The 16879-nt window shown below is 36.5% G+C and carries 13 protein-coding genes and 1 CRISPR repeat array; all 13 genes read right to left on the bottom strand.

Going from position 1 to position 16879, the window contains the following annotated elements; all coding sequences use genetic code 11:
* Window positions 1-208: 208 nt before the first annotated feature.
* The 13 genes from FCI53_RS05435 to FCI53_RS05375 all read right to left on the bottom strand — a co-directional run bounded on the left by FCI53_RS05435 (window position 209) and on the right by FCI53_RS05375 (window position 16870).
* Complete coding sequence (locus tag FCI53_RS05435) at window positions 209-673, bottom strand: RDD family protein (protein WP_246050024.1); 465 nt, start codon at window positions 671-673, stop codon at window positions 209-211.
* 15 nt (window positions 674-688) lie between these two features.
* Window positions 689-1690, bottom strand: a complete 1002-nt coding sequence (gene sppA, locus FCI53_RS05430; RefSeq protein WP_138416630.1) for a signal peptide peptidase SppA — start codon at window positions 1688-1690, stop codon at window positions 689-691.
* Between the two features lie 363 nt (window positions 1691-2053).
* A complete protein-coding gene (locus tag FCI53_RS05425) occupies window positions 2054-4192 on the bottom strand; it encodes a catalase (RefSeq protein WP_138416628.1) in 2139 nt (712 codons plus the stop codon).
* Window positions 4193-4502: 310 nt separating this feature from the next.
* Complete coding sequence (locus FCI53_RS05420; RefSeq protein ID WP_138416626.1) at window positions 4503-6191, bottom strand: BCCT family transporter; 1689 nt, start codon at window positions 6189-6191, stop codon at window positions 4503-4505.
* A gap of 303 nt (window positions 6192-6494) precedes the next feature.
* Window positions 6495-7754 (bottom strand): replicative DNA helicase, encoded by a 1260-nt coding sequence (gene dnaB, locus FCI53_RS05415; RefSeq protein WP_138416624.1) that lies wholly within the window; start codon window positions 7752-7754, stop codon window positions 6495-6497.
* Complete coding sequence (locus tag FCI53_RS05410; protein ID WP_138416622.1) at window positions 7741-8076, bottom strand: hypothetical protein; 336 nt, start codon at window positions 8074-8076, stop codon at window positions 7741-7743. The genes dnaB and FCI53_RS05410 overlap by 14 nt, the downstream gene beginning before the upstream one ends.
* The gene (locus FCI53_RS05405) at window positions 8076-8876 is read right to left on the bottom strand and encodes a DnaD domain-containing protein (protein ID WP_138416620.1); all 801 of its coding nucleotides are present in this window, start codon (window positions 8874-8876) and stop codon (window positions 8076-8078) included. The genes FCI53_RS05410 and FCI53_RS05405 overlap by 1 nt, the downstream gene beginning before the upstream one ends.
* A 39-nt stretch (window positions 8877-8915) precedes the next feature.
* On the bottom strand, window positions 8916-9089 hold the full coding sequence (locus FCI53_RS05400; RefSeq protein ID WP_138416618.1) for a helix-turn-helix domain-containing protein: 174 nt from the start codon (window positions 9087-9089) through the stop codon (window positions 8916-8918).
* A gap of 350 nt (window positions 9090-9439) precedes the next feature.
* Window positions 9440-10465: a CRISPR direct-repeat array (repeat unit 36 nt; unit sequence GTCTCATTAATACCTAAAATCACAGGGTGCTAAAAC).
* A 16-nt stretch (window positions 10466-10481) separates the two neighbouring features.
* Window positions 10482-11498 carry a hypothetical protein gene (locus FCI53_RS05395; RefSeq protein ID WP_138416616.1) on the bottom strand — a complete coding sequence of 339 codons (1017 nt, stop codon included), beginning with the start codon at window positions 11496-11498 and terminating at the stop codon, window positions 10482-10484.
* 14 nt (window positions 11499-11512) lie between these two features.
* Window positions 11513-11821: a CRISPR-associated endonuclease Cas2 gene (cas2, locus tag FCI53_RS05390; protein ID WP_171038072.1), complete on the bottom strand. Its 309-nt coding sequence runs from the start codon at window positions 11819-11821 to the stop codon at window positions 11513-11515.
* Between the two features lie 4 nt (window positions 11822-11825).
* Window positions 11826-12734 (bottom strand): type II CRISPR-associated endonuclease Cas1, encoded by a 909-nt coding sequence (cas1, locus tag FCI53_RS05385; protein WP_138416614.1) that lies wholly within the window; start codon window positions 12732-12734, stop codon window positions 11826-11828.
* Between the two features lie 15 nt (window positions 12735-12749).
* Window positions 12750-15914, bottom strand: coding sequence for a type II CRISPR RNA-guided endonuclease Cas9 (cas9, locus tag FCI53_RS05380; protein WP_138416612.1), 3165 nt, complete (start codon window positions 15912-15914; stop codon window positions 12750-12752).
* A 323-nt stretch (window positions 15915-16237) separates the two neighbouring features.
* Window positions 16238-16870: a DUF4352 domain-containing protein gene (locus FCI53_RS05375; protein WP_138416610.1), complete on the bottom strand. Its 633-nt coding sequence runs from the start codon at window positions 16868-16870 to the stop codon at window positions 16238-16240.
* Between the last annotated feature and the right edge of the window lie 9 nt (window positions 16871-16879).

Below are 16879 nucleotides of genomic sequence, written 5' to 3'. Positions count from 1 at the left end.
TCTATCACGGAACTGTTGAACTTTCTTTACTTATTCGATTTGTGTATACAAACTATTTATGTGTTCTTTCATTTAAAATAAGCAGCCTTGTTCTATAACGCTTTTCCCTATGCTTGGAGAGACATGATAACAAAAGTAGTTCGTTTCAGAGCGTTTATAAAGCTTCACTCCAAAACAGAACTACTTACTTTTGATTACTGTATATTATTTAATCATCAAATACCACGCGCGTATCACCAATCATGTCATGAATCCCTTGTTTTTGGGATGAAAATGCAACAGCCAAATATAAAAGACCGGCGATAAAAAAGACACGGTGGATAAATCTACCCACTATTTCTCGAAAGACAAGATCACTCCACTTAAGGTCTTCGGCATCTTGTCTGACAACTTTTAAACCAAAGATCATCTTTCCTAAAGTTTGTTGAAAATATTTCGTCATCATCAAAAAATACAGATAAAATACAATCGAACCAACAATCCCTGCAACAGGCCATATACCAATATCTAGACCAGCTCCATCGTTGATAAATCGAAATGGAAGCAAAAGGATGCCGTTAATACTAAATACGATCACTAAATCAGCTAAATAGGCCCAGAATCGCATCCAAAACCCTGCATACCTACGATCCGACTCAGTAGTGGACGTATATTCCAATTGTTCTTCACTCACAGACGACACCCTCCTTTATTTTGAATATAAGTACATCGCACGCGGGGCATTGCTTTCACGTACTAGTTCTTTTATGTCGAATACATCATTGTTCATCCCAAATACGCTTTGCATCGATCCTGCTAGAAATTGATTCATACCAAATCCTTGTTCATATTCGACAACTCTTGCATTGTCTAATTCTTGGTCTTCCTTCATGATGTCAATGGTATCTTGCAAGGATCCAAGTTCATCCACAAGACCGACTTCTTTCGCTTGCGAACCTGTATAAACGCGTCCATCTCCTAATTCACGCACCCGCTCTTCTGACATATCACGACCATCTACAATAACTTGCACAAAATCCGCATACATATCATCAATCATCGCTTGTAAGATTGCTCGTTCGTCATCTGTCATTTCACGAGACATCGACATGATATCTTTGTATTCTCCACTCTTAATCGTATTGAAATCAATACCATGTTCTTCAGCAAATTCAGCAAAATTAAAGCTTTCCATAATCACACCAATCGAACCAGTTAGGGTTGCATTATGGGCAACAATTTTATCCGTAGGTGCGGAGACATAATACCCACCAGATGCAGCTGTATTCCCCATCGATGCATAAATTGGCTTGTCGTATTCCTCTTGAATTTCAGTGATTTTATCATGAATTTCTGCACTTTCAACTACACCACCACCAGGTGTATTCACCCGTAGGATGATACCATTAACAGAACGGTCTTCGGCAGCCTGCTCCAACATGTCTAAAAATCGCTTATGATTATAGGAACTCGTATTAAACATCGTACTCGCTGTCGTATCTTGAATTACACCATTTAAATGTAGGACAGCAATTTTATTAGTTCCTGTACCATCTTCGATTACTTTCTCGCTATAACCCTTATTTAAATCTTGCATATCAAACATTGATTCAAAATCAGCCGTAACCAAACTTGTTAAAAATTGAAACCCGACTGACGCGAAAAACAGCCCCGCTGCAATCACTAGGGCAATCCAGCGTTTTTTACTCATCATCTATTCCTCCAATTTCTATTTGATGGGACACGGGGACAGGTTTGTTGTCCCAGATTTAAAAAAATACCCATATCCACCAATTATATTGTTTTTTCTGTTAAACTTCCAATATTTCTAAAAACGTGCATTCTCTATTGTATGTAACGAACCTAGATCGAGGAAAGTTTCGATTTTTTGAAAAGAATTTGAGATTAATTTTATAAAGCTCTATAAATGTATATTTACACTTCTTCTATGGTTAAAACATATAAAACGAGTGCCATATTACAATGACACTCGTCCTTAGTTCAGTGGGACATGGGGACAGGTTTGTTGTCCCACCACTCACTGGGACAAGTGCCCTGTCCCCATGTCCCAACTTTATCCGCTCATTTTGCCGTCTTGGTTTTCTCGCATCCAGTGTCGGTGTTGGGCAAGGGCATCGACATATTCATGGTGAAATGCAGTTAGATCAGTGGTGTTTCGAACTGTTACTACTCCCATATCTGTATATATTTGTGCTTGTGATTGTGGCTCAGCAAGGACAACGTTTTTTACATCTGCTACTTGTAATAAGTCTACCCCTTCATTTGTTGCTCCAAGAGGTTTGGCGTGTGCAAATGTATCATTCACAAAATCCTTTGCTTCTTTATGTGTCATCAGTTGATCAACAGCGGTTTTTCCACCAGGGATAAATAAGCCATCATACATCACCGCGGTAGTCGTTGCATAACTCTTATTTGCTTCTAATTGCTGATTATCAGAACTTGTGATCATACCTAAGTTCTTACTAACAATATCTGCATGTACCCCAGCAGAAGTTAGTGCTGTCATGAACTGTGATACATCGTTATAATTAAAACCTTGTTCAATTAAAATCGCTACTTTTCTCGTTTTCGCACTTCGAATCGTATTTTCTTGACTTACAGCTGGTGATGAATCTGTGACATTAGTTCCTCCAGGGTTTGTTGGTGGATTCACACCCAGTCCTTGAGCGATTTGGGTTGCTAAATTTCCATCGACATTATTGAACATGTCCACCACACGTTGTTTGATTTGTTTATCTTTTACTTTTCCAACTTCAAAATGGAATGCCTTCACAATATGCATCTTTTCCGCCTGGGACATACTATTCCAAAACAATGTCGCTTGACGATAATGATCTTGAAAGCTTGCACTTCGCTTTCTTACCTTCTGTCCTTCTACCTTTTCTGCATAATGTGTAAACCCACCTTCTTGGTCTGTTGCGGGCTCTGGTGAATTATACCGCATTGCATTCGGTGAGTAGGACACCGCTCCACGATCAATTGTCATTCGGTGGAAGCCATCGCGCTGGTTATTGTTCACTGGAGCAATCGGTCGATTGATTGGAATCTCATGGAAGTTCGGCCCACCAAGGCGGAGCAATTGTGTATCCGTATAAGAAAACAATCTCCCTTGCAATAATGGATCATTACTAAAGTCGATGCCTGGAACAACATGACCTGGGTGAAAGGCTGCTTGTTCTGTTTCAGCAAAGAAATTATCCTGATTCTTGTTTAAAGTCATCTTTCCAATCATTTTGACTGGTACTTGCTCTTCTGGCCAAAACTTGGTTGGATCCAATATATCAAAGTCAAAATTGAATTCTTGATCTTCATCAATCATTTGCACACCAAGTTCAAACTCTGGATATTCTCCCATATCAATCGCTTCCCATAAATCGCGGCGGAGATAATCAGGATCTTTTCCCGCAAGTTTCTGAGCTTCATCCCATACGAGCGAATGCGTACCAAGAACGGGTTTCCAATGAAATTTCACAAACCGAGCTTTCCCTTGCTCGTTTACAAAGCGGAACGTATTCACACCAAATCCTTCCATCATTCGGAAACTTCTAGGTATCCCGCGATCAGATAACAACCACATAATCATATGGGCTGTTTCCGTATGACTTGTTACAAAATCCCAAAATGTGTCATGAGCTGCTGAAGCTTGTGGTATCTCATTATGTGGCTCCGGTTTAATCGCATGCACCATATCAGGAAATTTGATCGCATCCTGAATGAAGAATATCGGCATATTATTGGCGACTAAATCATAATTCCCTTCTTCAGTGTAAAACTTCGTTGCAAATCCACGAACATCACGTACAGTATCTGCTGAACCACGCGAACCAACAACTGTGGAAAAGCGCACAAATACCGGCGTTTTCACCGAAGGGTCTTGTAGAAATTTAGCCTTGGTAAATTCTTTCATTGGTTCATACACTTGAAAATATCCATGTGCGCCAAACCCACGAGCATGTACGACACGTTCAGGAATTCGTTCATGGTCAAAGTGGGTCATCTTTTCACGAAAATGAAAATCTTCCATTAAAGTCGGTCCACGTTCGCCCGCTTTTAAGGAATCATCGGTATTAGTCACACGAACCGCTTGATTCGTCGTAAGTTTGTCCCCTTGATGATCGACCCGGTTTTGCTCCAATTGCTCGTCTTTTTTATTTTCATAATTTGTGGAATTGCTTTGTTGGTTTTCATCCATATGTAAGCCTCCTAAACTGAACAAATTGCATATAATGAAACTTCACCTAGTCGTTTTTTGCTTTCCCCCACTGAATGTTCGTACCACAAGGCGTGACTCGCAAGCCTTTGAACCATTCGGGGTGAAAGCGAAGGTTAACTCCCCCTTTAAATCACCATTTTATCTGATGTTTTGAAGCGGAGTCTAACGGACAGATGCACCAAGATAATCCCTACTGGAATTTTTAACTATGGTTAGTTTACCTATCCTATCCTTTTGTTATACAACAAAAGTGCTACTTATGCCTTCTAACATAAGCAGCACCGAAAATCTAAGAGTCATCTTTATTATTCCGATCATTTTTCCGTTTCACATCAACAACGGATACCTGGCGTGGTTGTGTTTTGCGTTGTTCTCTTGTTTGACGTAGACGTTCACGGATTTTGCGATGATCTAACACAATTGTTTTTGGTTCATATTTATTGGAGGCTTGGATATCTTCTGTAGAAGCTCGCATAAATGACCAACCAAGCATCGTCATAATGAAAATCAACGGAAAACCACCAACAATACTTGCCGTCTGTAACGTATTTAACCCTCCAAGATACATTAAAGTTAGTGGCATGATACAAAGTGCAAACGCCCAAAATAGTCGATTCCATCGAATTGGTTCTTCTCCAACTTCTTTCTGTGTAACAGAAGCTAAAATATAGGAACTAGAATCAAACGTTGTTGCCAAAAAGATGATCGCTAACACGGTAAAGATTAACACAATTAATTTGGCAAATGGTAGTTGGTTAATGATTGCAATGATTGCAACCGGAGCCCCGTAAGTATTCAACACACTTAAGACATCAAATTCTCCTGACAGTTGCAACCATAGGCCAAAATTCCCCATAATACCGAAGAACAAGATACAACCAAACGTACCATATAATAAGGTCCCAAAGATCATTTGGCGGATTGTGCGTCCTCTAGAAATGCGAGCAATAAATAAGCCAACAAACGGCGCATACACAAGCCACCATGCCCAATAAAATACTGTCCACCCTTCAGGAAATCCTGTATCAACGAATCCATTAATATCTCCGAACGGCTCTGTCCATGTACTCATATGAAAAAAGTTATCAAGAATAAGCCCGATACTATTCGTTGTCGTATTAAATAAAAAGACGGTTGGGCCAAAGATGAGCACAAACGCTAGTAAAAAGATCGATAGCCATAAGTTTAAATCACTTAAAACTTTGATCCCTCGCTTCAGACCAGAGTATGCACTAATAGCAAATATCGTTGTACACAATACCAAAATAACAGTTCGCATCATCATGGTATCGTCTAACCCTGTTAGATCAGAGACACCACTTGCAATCATTGGTGTACCAAGGGCTAATGTGGTCCCTGCACCACCCATCAAACCGAACATAAATAACACATCAATAATCGTACCAAGCGGACTATCTGCTAGATGTCCGATTAACGGACGACATGCCTCACTGATTTTAAGTATAGGTTTTTTTCTCACATAATAAAAGTAAGCAATAGGAAGAGCCGGCAGTGTATAAATCGCCCAAGCAATCGGCCCCCAGTGAAAAATACCGTAAGTCGATGCCCATTGAATTGCTTCTACCTGTTGCGCCTCTGGATCTATTCCGAATGGCGGCCCTTGATAATAGAAGGCCCATTCGATCGTGCCCCAATATAATATACTCGAACCAATACCGGCACAAAACAACATGGCCGCCCAAGAAAAGGTATTAAATTCAGGCTTTTCCCCGTGTTCTCCTAATTTGACATGCCCATTTTTTGAAAAACCGACATATAGTAAGAAAAAGAAGATACCTAATCCCAAAATTAAATATAAAAAACCGACATTTTGTGTGATGAGACTGTTCAAGTTATTAACGAATTCTTTTCCTGCGTCTTGAATTAAAACTAACGGAATCACAACAGCTAATAGTAAGATTAACGCCCTGATAAACGTAGGCCAATCAATCAGTTTGCGATCGTTGTTGGTCATCATAACTCTCCCCTACTTCATAATTTAAATACGTATGTCTGACAGTTTTATTGTGGTCTTATCGTTACCTAATGTGCATTCATTATTCGGGGGAGAAAAGAACGATGAATGATCAAAAGTTTTTAACTCCATATACTACAGAGTGCTCTTCTTCTATGGACTTTCTTCCATCCAAGTATAGTAAAATAGAAACCCTAATCGACACAGTATAAAAGGTGCTAGTTTGTTTACATTTTGACTTCACTACTGTTCTTCCAATTACAGCAAGCGGTAACTTTGTTGAGCGCAGATATAACGTTTAGCTCATTACGAATTTGTAAAACGACCATATTCCTTCAAAAAGGTCAATTCCACAGTACCTGTTGGCCCATTCCGCTGCTTGGACAAAATAACTTCAATAACATCCTTACTGTTCGAACCTTTATTGTAATAGTCATCACGATAAAGAAAGGCAATCACATCAGCATCTTGCTCAATATTGCCCGATTCTCGTAAATCGGACATTAAAGGGCGTTTATCTTTTCGTTGTTCGACACCACGGGATAATTGGGAGAGTAAAATAATTGGGATATTAAATTCGATTGCCAACAATTTCAACTCTCTCGTCATTTCACCCACTTCCAAATCTCGTCGTTCACGCTTACCTGTTGGTGTGATCAGCTGTAAATAATCAATTACAGCCATATGCTTGGCATCTGGATTTGTATCAACGGCCTTTCGTAAACTAGCACGAATGTCACTGAGTGTCCGTTTCTTTTCATAAAGATTTAACTGCCATTTTGATAATTGCCCCACAACATTTGTAGCTCGATCAAAATCTTCTGCTTCAAATGCATAACTACGCCACTTTTGGCTAACAATCTGTGCTTCTGAAGAAATAATCCGCTGCAACAAAGGTCTAATCCCCATCTCTAAACTAAAAAACGAACAAGTTCCACCTTGATTACAATGTGCTGCTGCAATATTTAACGCAAAAGCTGTTTTCCCTACTGATGGCCTGGCAGCAACAATAATTAAATCACCACGTTGAAAACCACCCGTCATCTCATCTAGATCGGTATAAGTCGTTTCAAAACCTGCAAGTTCAGCTGGAGGCGAACTCATCGATTCAGTGATTTCCAATAAGTGATCATATATTTGCTTTTCTTGTTTGCTATCACTAAAGTCATCAATTGTTTGCAAGTTACCAATTAATTGTTGTAATCCGTCTGCACTAGGTTGCTCCGAATAACGTAACACAAGCTCGCGTGACTTTCTGTTTCTATAGGCATCAAAAATCAATTGTTGGTGATGAGGCAAACTTGAAGTGGTTGCGACTGACTCTGTCATTTCCATTAAATAACTGATTCCACCAACTTGTTCTATTGATTCACCTAGGTGTGTCGTTACCGTTACCAAATCAATTGATAATCCTTGGTCATTGGCATGTTTCATCGCATGAAAAATCCGTTTATGACGATGATCATAAAAATGCTCTTCCGTTACCTCGAGCTCTTTAAACAACCCACCTTCTACCAAGACAGCTCCCAATACAGCTACTTCAGCATGGTAGTTAGTCACGTTCATGTTTTGAAACCTCCTTAATCAATTGTTGCATTTGTAGTTGAAAGTTCCGCTTTGTCTCCTCTGGGACTCTTCGTGTTTGTTTGCGTAAATTTTTCATCTGATGCAAATAATGATTTTCTTTTGGTGGATAGACAGCAATATCAGCAAGTGTTGGCGCAAATGGATTCTGGCCTACATACGTAGATAGCTTGGCTAACACCCCTTGGTAATCCATTTGCTTTAGTTGAGGAATAAGGATGCGGACTTTTCTCTCACTAATAGTAAAGTTTGGATACACTTCATGGATTGTTTCTAAAATTTCTACTGCTTCCTCGTAAGTCATTACATTCCCTCCTGTCGTAATTTATTAAATAACCCTTGATGATCACCTTTTTTTGATTGGTAAAACGATATGGATTTTTGTTTATTACTCTTCTTTTTGAGCTCATGCGTTCGAACTTGCTCAATCGTTTCTAATTTGGCGTTCGCCCATTCCTTCAAAATCTGTTCTATATAACTATAGGTCATGCCGCCTTTTTGTACTGCTAGCTTGATTGCTGCAATCACAATTTCATCTCCCAGATCCTCACACCACGCCAAAAAAGATTCTCGTATAATTGGTCGAAGCACACCAAAATTTTGTTCATAAATGATAATAGGATTTTGTTCGCGCACCCTTCTTCTTCTTTCTTCTTCTTCTCTTTCTTTAAGTAAGGTCGGCTCAGTTGACAAAGACATGTCCACTGACTGGACCTGGTCAACTGAGCAGACATGATCACTGTCCACTGATTTGACTTTGTCGTTTGAGTTGATATTATCCTTGTCCGTTGAGTTGACATTGTCATTTGGGTTGACACTGTGACCACACAACGACAGCATTTGATAAACAGGTGCTTTTCCTATCCGACCTTTCTGATATCGAATTAACCCTTTCTCTACCAGTATTGTTCGTGCATCAGTTATTCCTTGCCTCGATAGCCCTGTCAATATCTCCACTTCCCCATTTGGTACACTAAATACTTGCTTTTGCCCCGAGCTATTATGCAACAACATTAACGAGTGCCATAAAATAATGGCACTCGTCGGTAATTCATGTGTTCTAATCCATTGCTTAAACGCATGCAACTCCTTCAAATAATTCATAACAAACACTCCCCTTTTTTGGACTGGACCTTGCCCCAATTAATTTGCTTGTTGTTCATAAATCCAGTTATCGATAGCAACTTGTGAAAATAAAATTTTTGAACGAATTCTAAAGTGTGGGATCTCGTTTTCACGTACCAGTGCATAAATGGTATCTGTGTGCACATTTAAATAGTTCGCAACTGCTTTTACAGTCAGAAATTGATGTTCCATGATAAAACCTCCTTTATATTTCTTTTCATAACTATAATCGTTTACTTTTGGGTATTTGGTGTCTATCTTGATTCATAAAAAAACACTACTTAAAGAAATTATCTTTAAATAGTGTCAGAGTTAAACGAGATATAGAACGAGGTTTGAATGCACTTAGAACCCAAAATCTTCTAACTGGTATATTTGGTTATAAAACACCTTATTTAATAATAAAAAAAGAGTTGTTTACATACCAACAACTCTTTTTTCATATAGCTAAGTGATTATTGAAATGTCGCGCTAAAATCAAATCACAGGGTGCTAAAACATTGTGCTAAAACACAATCGCTGTATTTGCTTCCTATTTAGCAGTCTCATTAATACCTAAAATCACAGGGTGCTAAAACTCGGTACTTCAACAGGGGTAACAATGTTATGTCTCATTAATACCTAAAATCACAGGGTGCTAAAACCGATGAAATAACTAAGTTGACCGCCATTTGGTCTCATTAATACCTAAAATCACAGGGTGCTAAAACCACCTCGTTCAACCGCCTTTTCATCCCATAGTCTCATTAATACCTAAAATCACAGGGTGCTAAAACCATATGAAGCAACAACAACGAAACTTCTACGTCTCATTAATACCTAAAATCACAGGGTGCTAAAACCCGCGCCGAACTGGGAAGAAGTTGCAGCGAGTCTCATTAATACCTAAAATCACAGGGTGCTAAAACTTTGAGATGGAGAGTTAGAATCATTTTTAAGTCTCATTAATACCTAAAATCACAGGGTGCTAAAACCTAATAACTGACCATCTTGATTAATTACTTTGTCTCATTAATACCTAAAATCACAGGGTGCTAAAACCCGGACTTCCTGCACGATCTTCCTCATACGGTCTCATTAATACCTAAAATCACAGGGTGCTAAAACGAGTTTTCGGCCGGTAATCTCGCCCATCTGGTCTCATTAATACCTAAAATCACAGGGTGCTAAAACACCATATAGAATCCTTTTCACGATACGTAAGTCTCATTAATACCTAAAATCACAGGGTGCTAAAACTAGTATAAACAATTTGGACAAGTTTTAGAAGTCTCATTAATACCTAAAATCACAGGGTGCTAAAACAATCTTCCAGGGGTACTTTGTAATGCCCTGGTCTCATTAATACCTAAAATCACAGGGTGCTAAAACAATCTTCCAGGGGTACTTTGTAATGCCCTGGTCTCATTAATACCTAAAATCACAGGGTGCTAAAACGTTGCGAACAAGTCGAATCATGTCGTTAAGTCTCATTAATACCTAAAATCACAGGGTGCTAAAACCCGCGACGACATTCACTCTTGTACGAGTTTGTCTCATTAATACCTAAAATCACAGGGTGCTAAAACCTCTAATGAAAATATATCATATTTTTTCATAAACATCCATGGCATAGTCATACACTGGCTTATCGATACTTTCTGGGTTTATATCTATCTCATAGCAAAATTTCAATCGATTCATCATGAAAGTAAATACATAAAGATCAATCGACTTAAATATGATCACATCTGCATAATTGCAATTTGAAACAGTCGGATTTAATTCTAACTTATCTATATATTTTTTGATTATAAATAATAAACTTTTAGAAAGATCTTCACTAGTATATGGTAGAGGACTTTCCCACTCCAAATCATTCATAAACTCATCCGTAAACAACTGTTGATCATGAACGAAATAATTATGACTGTCCAAATCATCTGATAAAAAATATTTGGATTGTGTGATGACTAGTACTTGTATGCCAGTACTAATATTCATTAAAAGTTGCTTCATCGTCTTTTGTTCCTTTGGACTTAGAGATTCCTCTGGAAACATAAAAAATAATAGAACAGAACTACTATAATTATCTTTCAAGAACTTTTTAATCATCGGAAGCAGCAATTTGTTTTGATACATAGTCGAATTTGTTTCCAATTCATGTTCAATGAGTTTCATATCTAATTCGATATGTTTTATTAGTGCTTCAATTGTAAATGGTTTTGTATTAACAGGCAGGTTGTCCAAGGACACAGCTATCAAATCCTCAATTAATGTATTTATCGTTAACATATAGCCGTCCGTTTCCACATTATTAAGTAACTCTTGTTTTACTTGCGATTTTAACAGTGTTTTAGCTCCCAATAAGGTTTCATTTTTTAGAATTTGATTGGATAGTTCAACTGTTATAAAGGAATGATGACTTATTTCTTCATATTCTTGTAAAAGGTCCTTCACTACTACATCGTTTTTTAATTTACCCTTCGGCTGAAAATAATTTACTATTGGATCGATAAGCGATTTTGTATTTATTGTATGGTTGATAAATAACGAACTATAGGAGGATAAATTTATTTGGTACCTTCTACCCTCTTTGCTAATTAACCATTTCATTTGCATCGTTAGCATCACCCTTAAAATTCGATTGTTCTATTTTCACCTAGCATTTCAAGATTACGATTTTCTCCGCCAACTAAAATCGTCATTTGCTCAAATTGTTTCTCTGTTATGATCATGGAACGAACATGTCCATCATTTGGCAGAAAACGTCTCACATTATTAACAGATCCTTGTGCTGCCTCTTTATTCAAGCATGATTTAATATAAATCGAGTATTGCATCATTAAAAAACCATGCCGAATAAGCTCTTTCCGAAATCTGTTGTATGTCCTTATCTGTGCCTTTGTTTCTACTGGTAAATCAAACATAATCATAACGCGCATGAATCTATAACTCATATAACTTTAATTTTTCTATATTGGGTAGCTTTAGTTTTTCTGATTTACCAGTTTCAAAGAATTCAAATATAGAATCAAGAAAAATTTCAATAGCACGCATAACGGTTTGTAACTTATTTGCAATAAGGACTTTACTGTGTAACAAATTGATTAACTTTACTCGATATTCTTTAGTTAAATAGCCATCAGGTGGTGGAGTATTTACAACAACATAATCTACGATCGGGCGAAATGGTTCAATAATATCCGATGCAAGGTTATGTGGATTACGATCCCCTTTATGATGGATACCAATCCCTGGTATTAACCCCTTCGCAACAACAGTTCTCGCAATAGCTGAATGTAATATGGCATATCCATAATTTAATGCTGCGTTTTCTATATAGTCTTGATTGCTACGTGTATATCCTTCGTCAAAGAAGCTATTAAAATAAATTCTTGCCGCCTGGCCTTCAACATTCGATTTGTCACCTGGCTCAATATAACTGTAGAAATCAGCCATTTTTTCTATCCGTTGAGCTTCCACTTGATTTCTTTTCATGACTACCAATTGATTAATTACTTTTCGTTTAATGATTTGTTGCCATAATAATTGCTTACTTGTATCCGACCATTTTAATTGTTTACTCATTTGTCGATGCTGTCCAAAATGGCCGGATACAGGATGGATCACGCATTCAGGTAAATATTGTTGATTACAAAGAAGGACCAAAACACTATTCTTTGATAATTCAATCATTAATCTACTAGTTAATTTACATGTTAAGTCTTCTATTACTAATGCAAAAATATCCTTTAATGGTATTTTCACATCTACATCTCCTTGCACAACTCTTAAATTATTTTGTTGCAAAGAAAGTTGGTTGACATCACTTACATGGATGACGCGCCATCCCATTTACTCACCCCCGCTTTACAGTTGTTTTCGATAATATAATTTTAACTTCTCATTTCGATTCATGTATCTATTCCCTAAAACATCTGTAGAAATTTTATTAAGAGAATAGGTGTTTTTGCTAATAGTTTTATATAATCTGTTGGTTTTAATATCGTTTTTTTTGCAATATTCTTTATAATCATTATTAATGTTATTTAATTCAATTCGATTACCTGTATCATGATTAACACCTATTAAACGATACTCTTCCCCATTTAGTTCCAATAGATCATTCTTATAAAGACTGAACATAAAATTCTCAATATTCATTATATCTTTCGCCTTTAACTTTTCCGCATATAGCTGCTGATCAAGTACAAAACCATCCTTCTTCTCAACCAAATCATTGTAACGAACGGTTACAAATTTATACAAACCATCATCATTAAAGACATCCATTCGGAATGGTTTCAATGACAAATTAACCACCCGTTTGTTTTTTGGTGCGAACTTATGAGAAATATCTTTATGTTCTTTTAACAATGAACCATAATATTTTACTGATTTTATGATAGGTCCATTACCTTTTTTACTATACTTACGTAAATACTCTCCTTGTTCCATTAAATATTGGTGTAAAGGATTTTTTGCATCACTATATTGTTTAAAGAGTTGTTCTAATTTTTCATATGTTTTTTTATCAAAATGATACATAAGTAATTTTTTCGGATCTTTTTTCATTAACTTAGCCAATTTATCATTATCTTTATCATATAAATTTTTGATCTTCTCAATCACATATTCTTTGTCCTCTTTTTCACGAGTAGAATATAAAGTATCATTCATTAATTGTCGGTTAGGCTTCATATCAATTTTATGTGAGTATTTGTAAGCTTTATAGTTTTTTATTGCTTGAACTTTGTGATATTTATCTGAAAAAGTGGCATCAAACCTGTTTTCATCTAAAATCTCACCAGTCTCTTTATCTGTAACCCTGTTTTCCGTTAATATAATATTCTGATTAGCCAACTCCGTTTTGTATTCAAATATAGCGTTTGCCATCGCAACAATAAGTGCGTCTTCCGCATGATGTTTAAAATCTACCCCTCTGTCTTTCCTGAACTTCCATAATTTACGTAGATAATCAGTAAAAGATCCATTTAATGACTTCACTTTTACATCATGATTGTTCTCTTTAAAAAATGTTGTTAATAATGATAGTATTTCTCGTGTTGCATATCGTGTATCCACTAAATTTCTATTGATAAACTCTTTTTGGACATCATATTTATGGATATCTCTTTCTTCTAATAAGTAATGCAATTTTTTCTTTGGAACTTTTTCTTTTGATTTAGCTAGTTGCAAGATATGTGCTTTAAACTTTTCATAAGAAATAGTTGATTTGCCACTATTAAAATACTGAAACGGTGTCATATTGCCTTTCTTCTGGTTTTCTTCTTTCTTTACAAGAACTTTATTACTTTGAGAATCATCAAAAGAAACAGAGCGCGGTATGATATGATCGATTTCATATTTAAATGGGTTTTCTAGCAAATCTTCAATAGGGATTGACGTTAAGGAATAAAGACAAACACCATCCTGTAAGTGCCATAAACGTACCATACTAAATAACCCTTTTGATCCAGAAATATCCTTAGCGTCTAACTTTTCCTTCACCTGCCTATTCAATGCGGCATTCTTTTTATTTAGATCACTAATAAACTTCTTCTTATCCTGACTGTTTTTTTCACGTGCTAGTTCTATAACAATTTCTTTTGGCATCCCATACTGTTTCATCAATTGATTCACAACACGAATCGATTGTTTAAAAGATCGTTTCACAACAGGGGACAAGATCCAATCATCAATATGGTGATATGGGATATATTTTTTACCATCTAGTTGAACCTTCTTCGGTTTAATTCCCATTTCAGTTAATAATTGCATTTGATTTTTAGATGTAGCCCATAAATCCGGCAATACTTGTTTAATCAGTTTTAAACTTAAAGCATGTGTCTGTGTATAATTCAATTCACTTAACGCCTTTAATTCCTCTTTAGTTAGTGGAAGATCTAGTTCTGATAATTCTTCTTGAACATCTTCAGGGGTTTGATAAATCGTGGTGATTTCAGCTATTTGATCCAATACATCTTGATTAAGAATACGATCTTTATCGGTAACTTTCCTCACATCATGATAAATAGTTAATGGCGTGAAGATAGATTTGCCGGATGGATTAATTCGATAACCTTTAATTTCATAGTCTTTAACCCCTAAAAATTTAGCAATTCTATTAAGCGTAACGTTTCTATATTTTTTAAATAGGGTTTCTACAATATCTTCTTTTTCGTATTGTGTTAACTTATCATTCTCCGACCTAGATATAACTAGATTATTTAAATCATTAAGTAGATTAAATAATTGCGCTGAATACGCTTCCTTTACAGATCGTAATTCCTCTGGATAGTAACTACACTTTCCCATCATTTGTTCGTACCACTTTTTGATATCTTGGTCCCAACCATACTCACTACCAAAACCTGGGCCTTCATAATATTCACGACGGGATTGAATTAAGTCTATATATTTATCGATAAAATTATTATTTATTTCAGAATGATGTTTAGCTTGTGTAGCCAATAATTGTTTCGCTTCTATTACATAGTCAGATGTTTTAAACCGATTCTCATGTCCTCTAACTTGTCCATTAGTATTCAACCTTTCTAATTGCAGCTCACAAACAAAACGATTCTCTAGATTTTTTTCATTGCGAACAATTTGATCTTTCGTAGATAATTCATTACCTTTGTCTTCATCGGTTGCATCCACATTATGTATACCTCGACGTTTCCCAATATGAGTGAGTGCAATGGCAATTTCATTTTTCATTAATTTTTCATTTAATCCCTTTACTCGAATGTGATATGGCGTATTAAGCTTTTCATAGGATAGATTATGATCACTTTCGATAATATCAAACTCTTTAAGCAGATTTTTAATTCGCTGAACTCTATGGCTTCTTCTTCTAAGTAAGCGTCTTGTACCACGATAGGTTCTTCTTCCATCATTATTCGAAACATCCGCTTCTGGAAATAACCTGGTACCAGCATCAATTATATCTTGGTTTTCATCAATAATTCCCCAACCAACAGATCCAATTCCAATATCTAACCCAAGTGTATACCGACCATCATATTTCATTGAAAAAACCTCCTTCACGATCACTACATCAATTGTATCGAATAATTCTTGTTATTCCTATAAAAAAAAGAGCTTGTCATCGAAATGACAAGCTCTTTTCAGATCCGAATGGATCAAATCCGGCACATAAGCCTTATTTTAGCAGATCCATATGACCTTAGGTATTAAAGTAATCCGTCGATTACTTTTGAGACAATTTTAGTATACTAATTCACACCAATTATGTCAAACTCTTTTTACCTAAAAGATTAAAATCTTGTCATTTTTCTGATATTAAATTCGCTTTTAAAAACTAGAAACACTCAAATACCTACCCATATAAATCACTCAAACGCAATCTCTTCATACTCCCCACCAGACCAGCCAAATCCGCTAGAAACTTGCATCACACCACTAAATTCATTATGAACTTCAAACGCTACCTTACCTCTCATATCCATTTTTGGATTAACTTCTTCTAAGAAAAAGCCGATATCACCATCATTAATATACATATCTGCATCAGATGTGGGGCTGTATTCTGTACCGTCATCCTCAATTAGACGAAACATTTCACTGTCAATAAATCTAGCTTCCGAATCATTATTCATTACTGATAGATCAATGATGACAAATTTTCCATTAGTCGTTAAATCATCCATGAACTCGTTACCTGATCCGATCGTATCTGTTGTTTCCACACCGTGCACAATATAGGCTAAATCACCTACCGAAACCTCATCCCCTACATGAAAGGTAGATGCTTCAGCACTTGTTTCTGCACTTTCCTCTTCTTGGTCCGCTGTATCCTCATCAGAAGATGTTGATTCTGTTTCTACATCAGCCGCTACTTCCTCCTCCGCATTCGGTTGATTGTCTGTAGTTGCTGCCGGTTCCTCCTCACCAATACTAGCGATGATACCAATTACAATAAATGCTGCGAATACAATTCCAATCCATTTCAATAATTTTTTCATACAAATACC

The sequence above is a fragment of the Aquibacillus sediminis genome, assembly GCF_005870085.1.
GTDB classification, from domain to species: Bacteria; Bacillota; Bacilli; order Bacillales; family Amphibacillaceae; genus Aquibacillus_E; species Aquibacillus_E sediminis.
The sequence above is the reverse complement of the archived record's forward strand: the minus strand, read 5'-3'. Positions and strand labels throughout refer to the sequence as shown.

What these genes read in the sequence shown, in the direction of transcription:
- cas1 (WP_138416614.1), bottom strand. Translation starts at nt 12,734, where the DNA reads ATGGGATGGCGCGTCATCCATGTAAGTGATGTCAACCAACTTTCTTTG.
- FCI53_RS05425 (WP_138416628.1), bottom strand. Translation starts at nt 4,192, where the DNA reads ATGGATGAAAACCAACAAAGCAATTCCACAAATTATGAAAATAAAAAA.
- FCI53_RS05420 (WP_138416626.1), bottom strand. Translation starts at nt 6,191, where the DNA reads ATGATGACCAACAACGATCGCAAACTGATTGATTGGCCTACGTTTATC.
- FCI53_RS05375 (WP_138416610.1), bottom strand. Translation starts at nt 16,870, where the DNA reads ATGAAAAAATTATTGAAATGGATTGGAATTGTATTCGCAGCATTTATT.
- FCI53_RS05410 (WP_138416622.1), bottom strand. Translation starts at nt 8,076, where the DNA reads ATGACTTACGAGGAAGCAGTAGAAATTTTAGAAACAATCCATGAAGTG.
- cas9 (WP_138416612.1), bottom strand. Translation starts at nt 15,914, where the DNA reads ATGAAATATGATGGTCGGTATACACTTGGGTTAGATATTGGAATTGGA.
- sppA (WP_138416630.1), bottom strand. Translation starts at nt 1,690, where the DNA reads ATGAGTAAAAAACGCTGGATTGCCCTAGTGATTGCAGCGGGGCTGTTT.
- cas2 (WP_171038072.1), bottom strand. Translation starts at nt 11,821, where the DNA reads ATGCGCGTTATGATTATGTTTGATTTACCAGTAGAAACAAAGGCACAG.
- dnaB (WP_138416624.1), bottom strand. Translation starts at nt 7,754, where the DNA reads ATGAACGTGACTAACTACCATGCTGAAGTAGCTGTATTGGGAGCTGTC.
- FCI53_RS05400 (WP_138416618.1), bottom strand. Translation starts at nt 9,089, where the DNA reads ATGGAACATCAATTTCTGACTGTAAAAGCAGTTGCGAACTATTTAAAT.
- FCI53_RS05405 (WP_138416620.1), bottom strand. Translation starts at nt 8,876, where the DNA reads ATGAATTATTTGAAGGAGTTGCATGCGTTTAAGCAATGGATTAGAACA.
- FCI53_RS05395 (WP_138416616.1), bottom strand. Translation starts at nt 11,498, where the DNA reads ATGCAAATGAAATGGTTAATTAGCAAAGAGGGTAGAAGGTACCAAATA.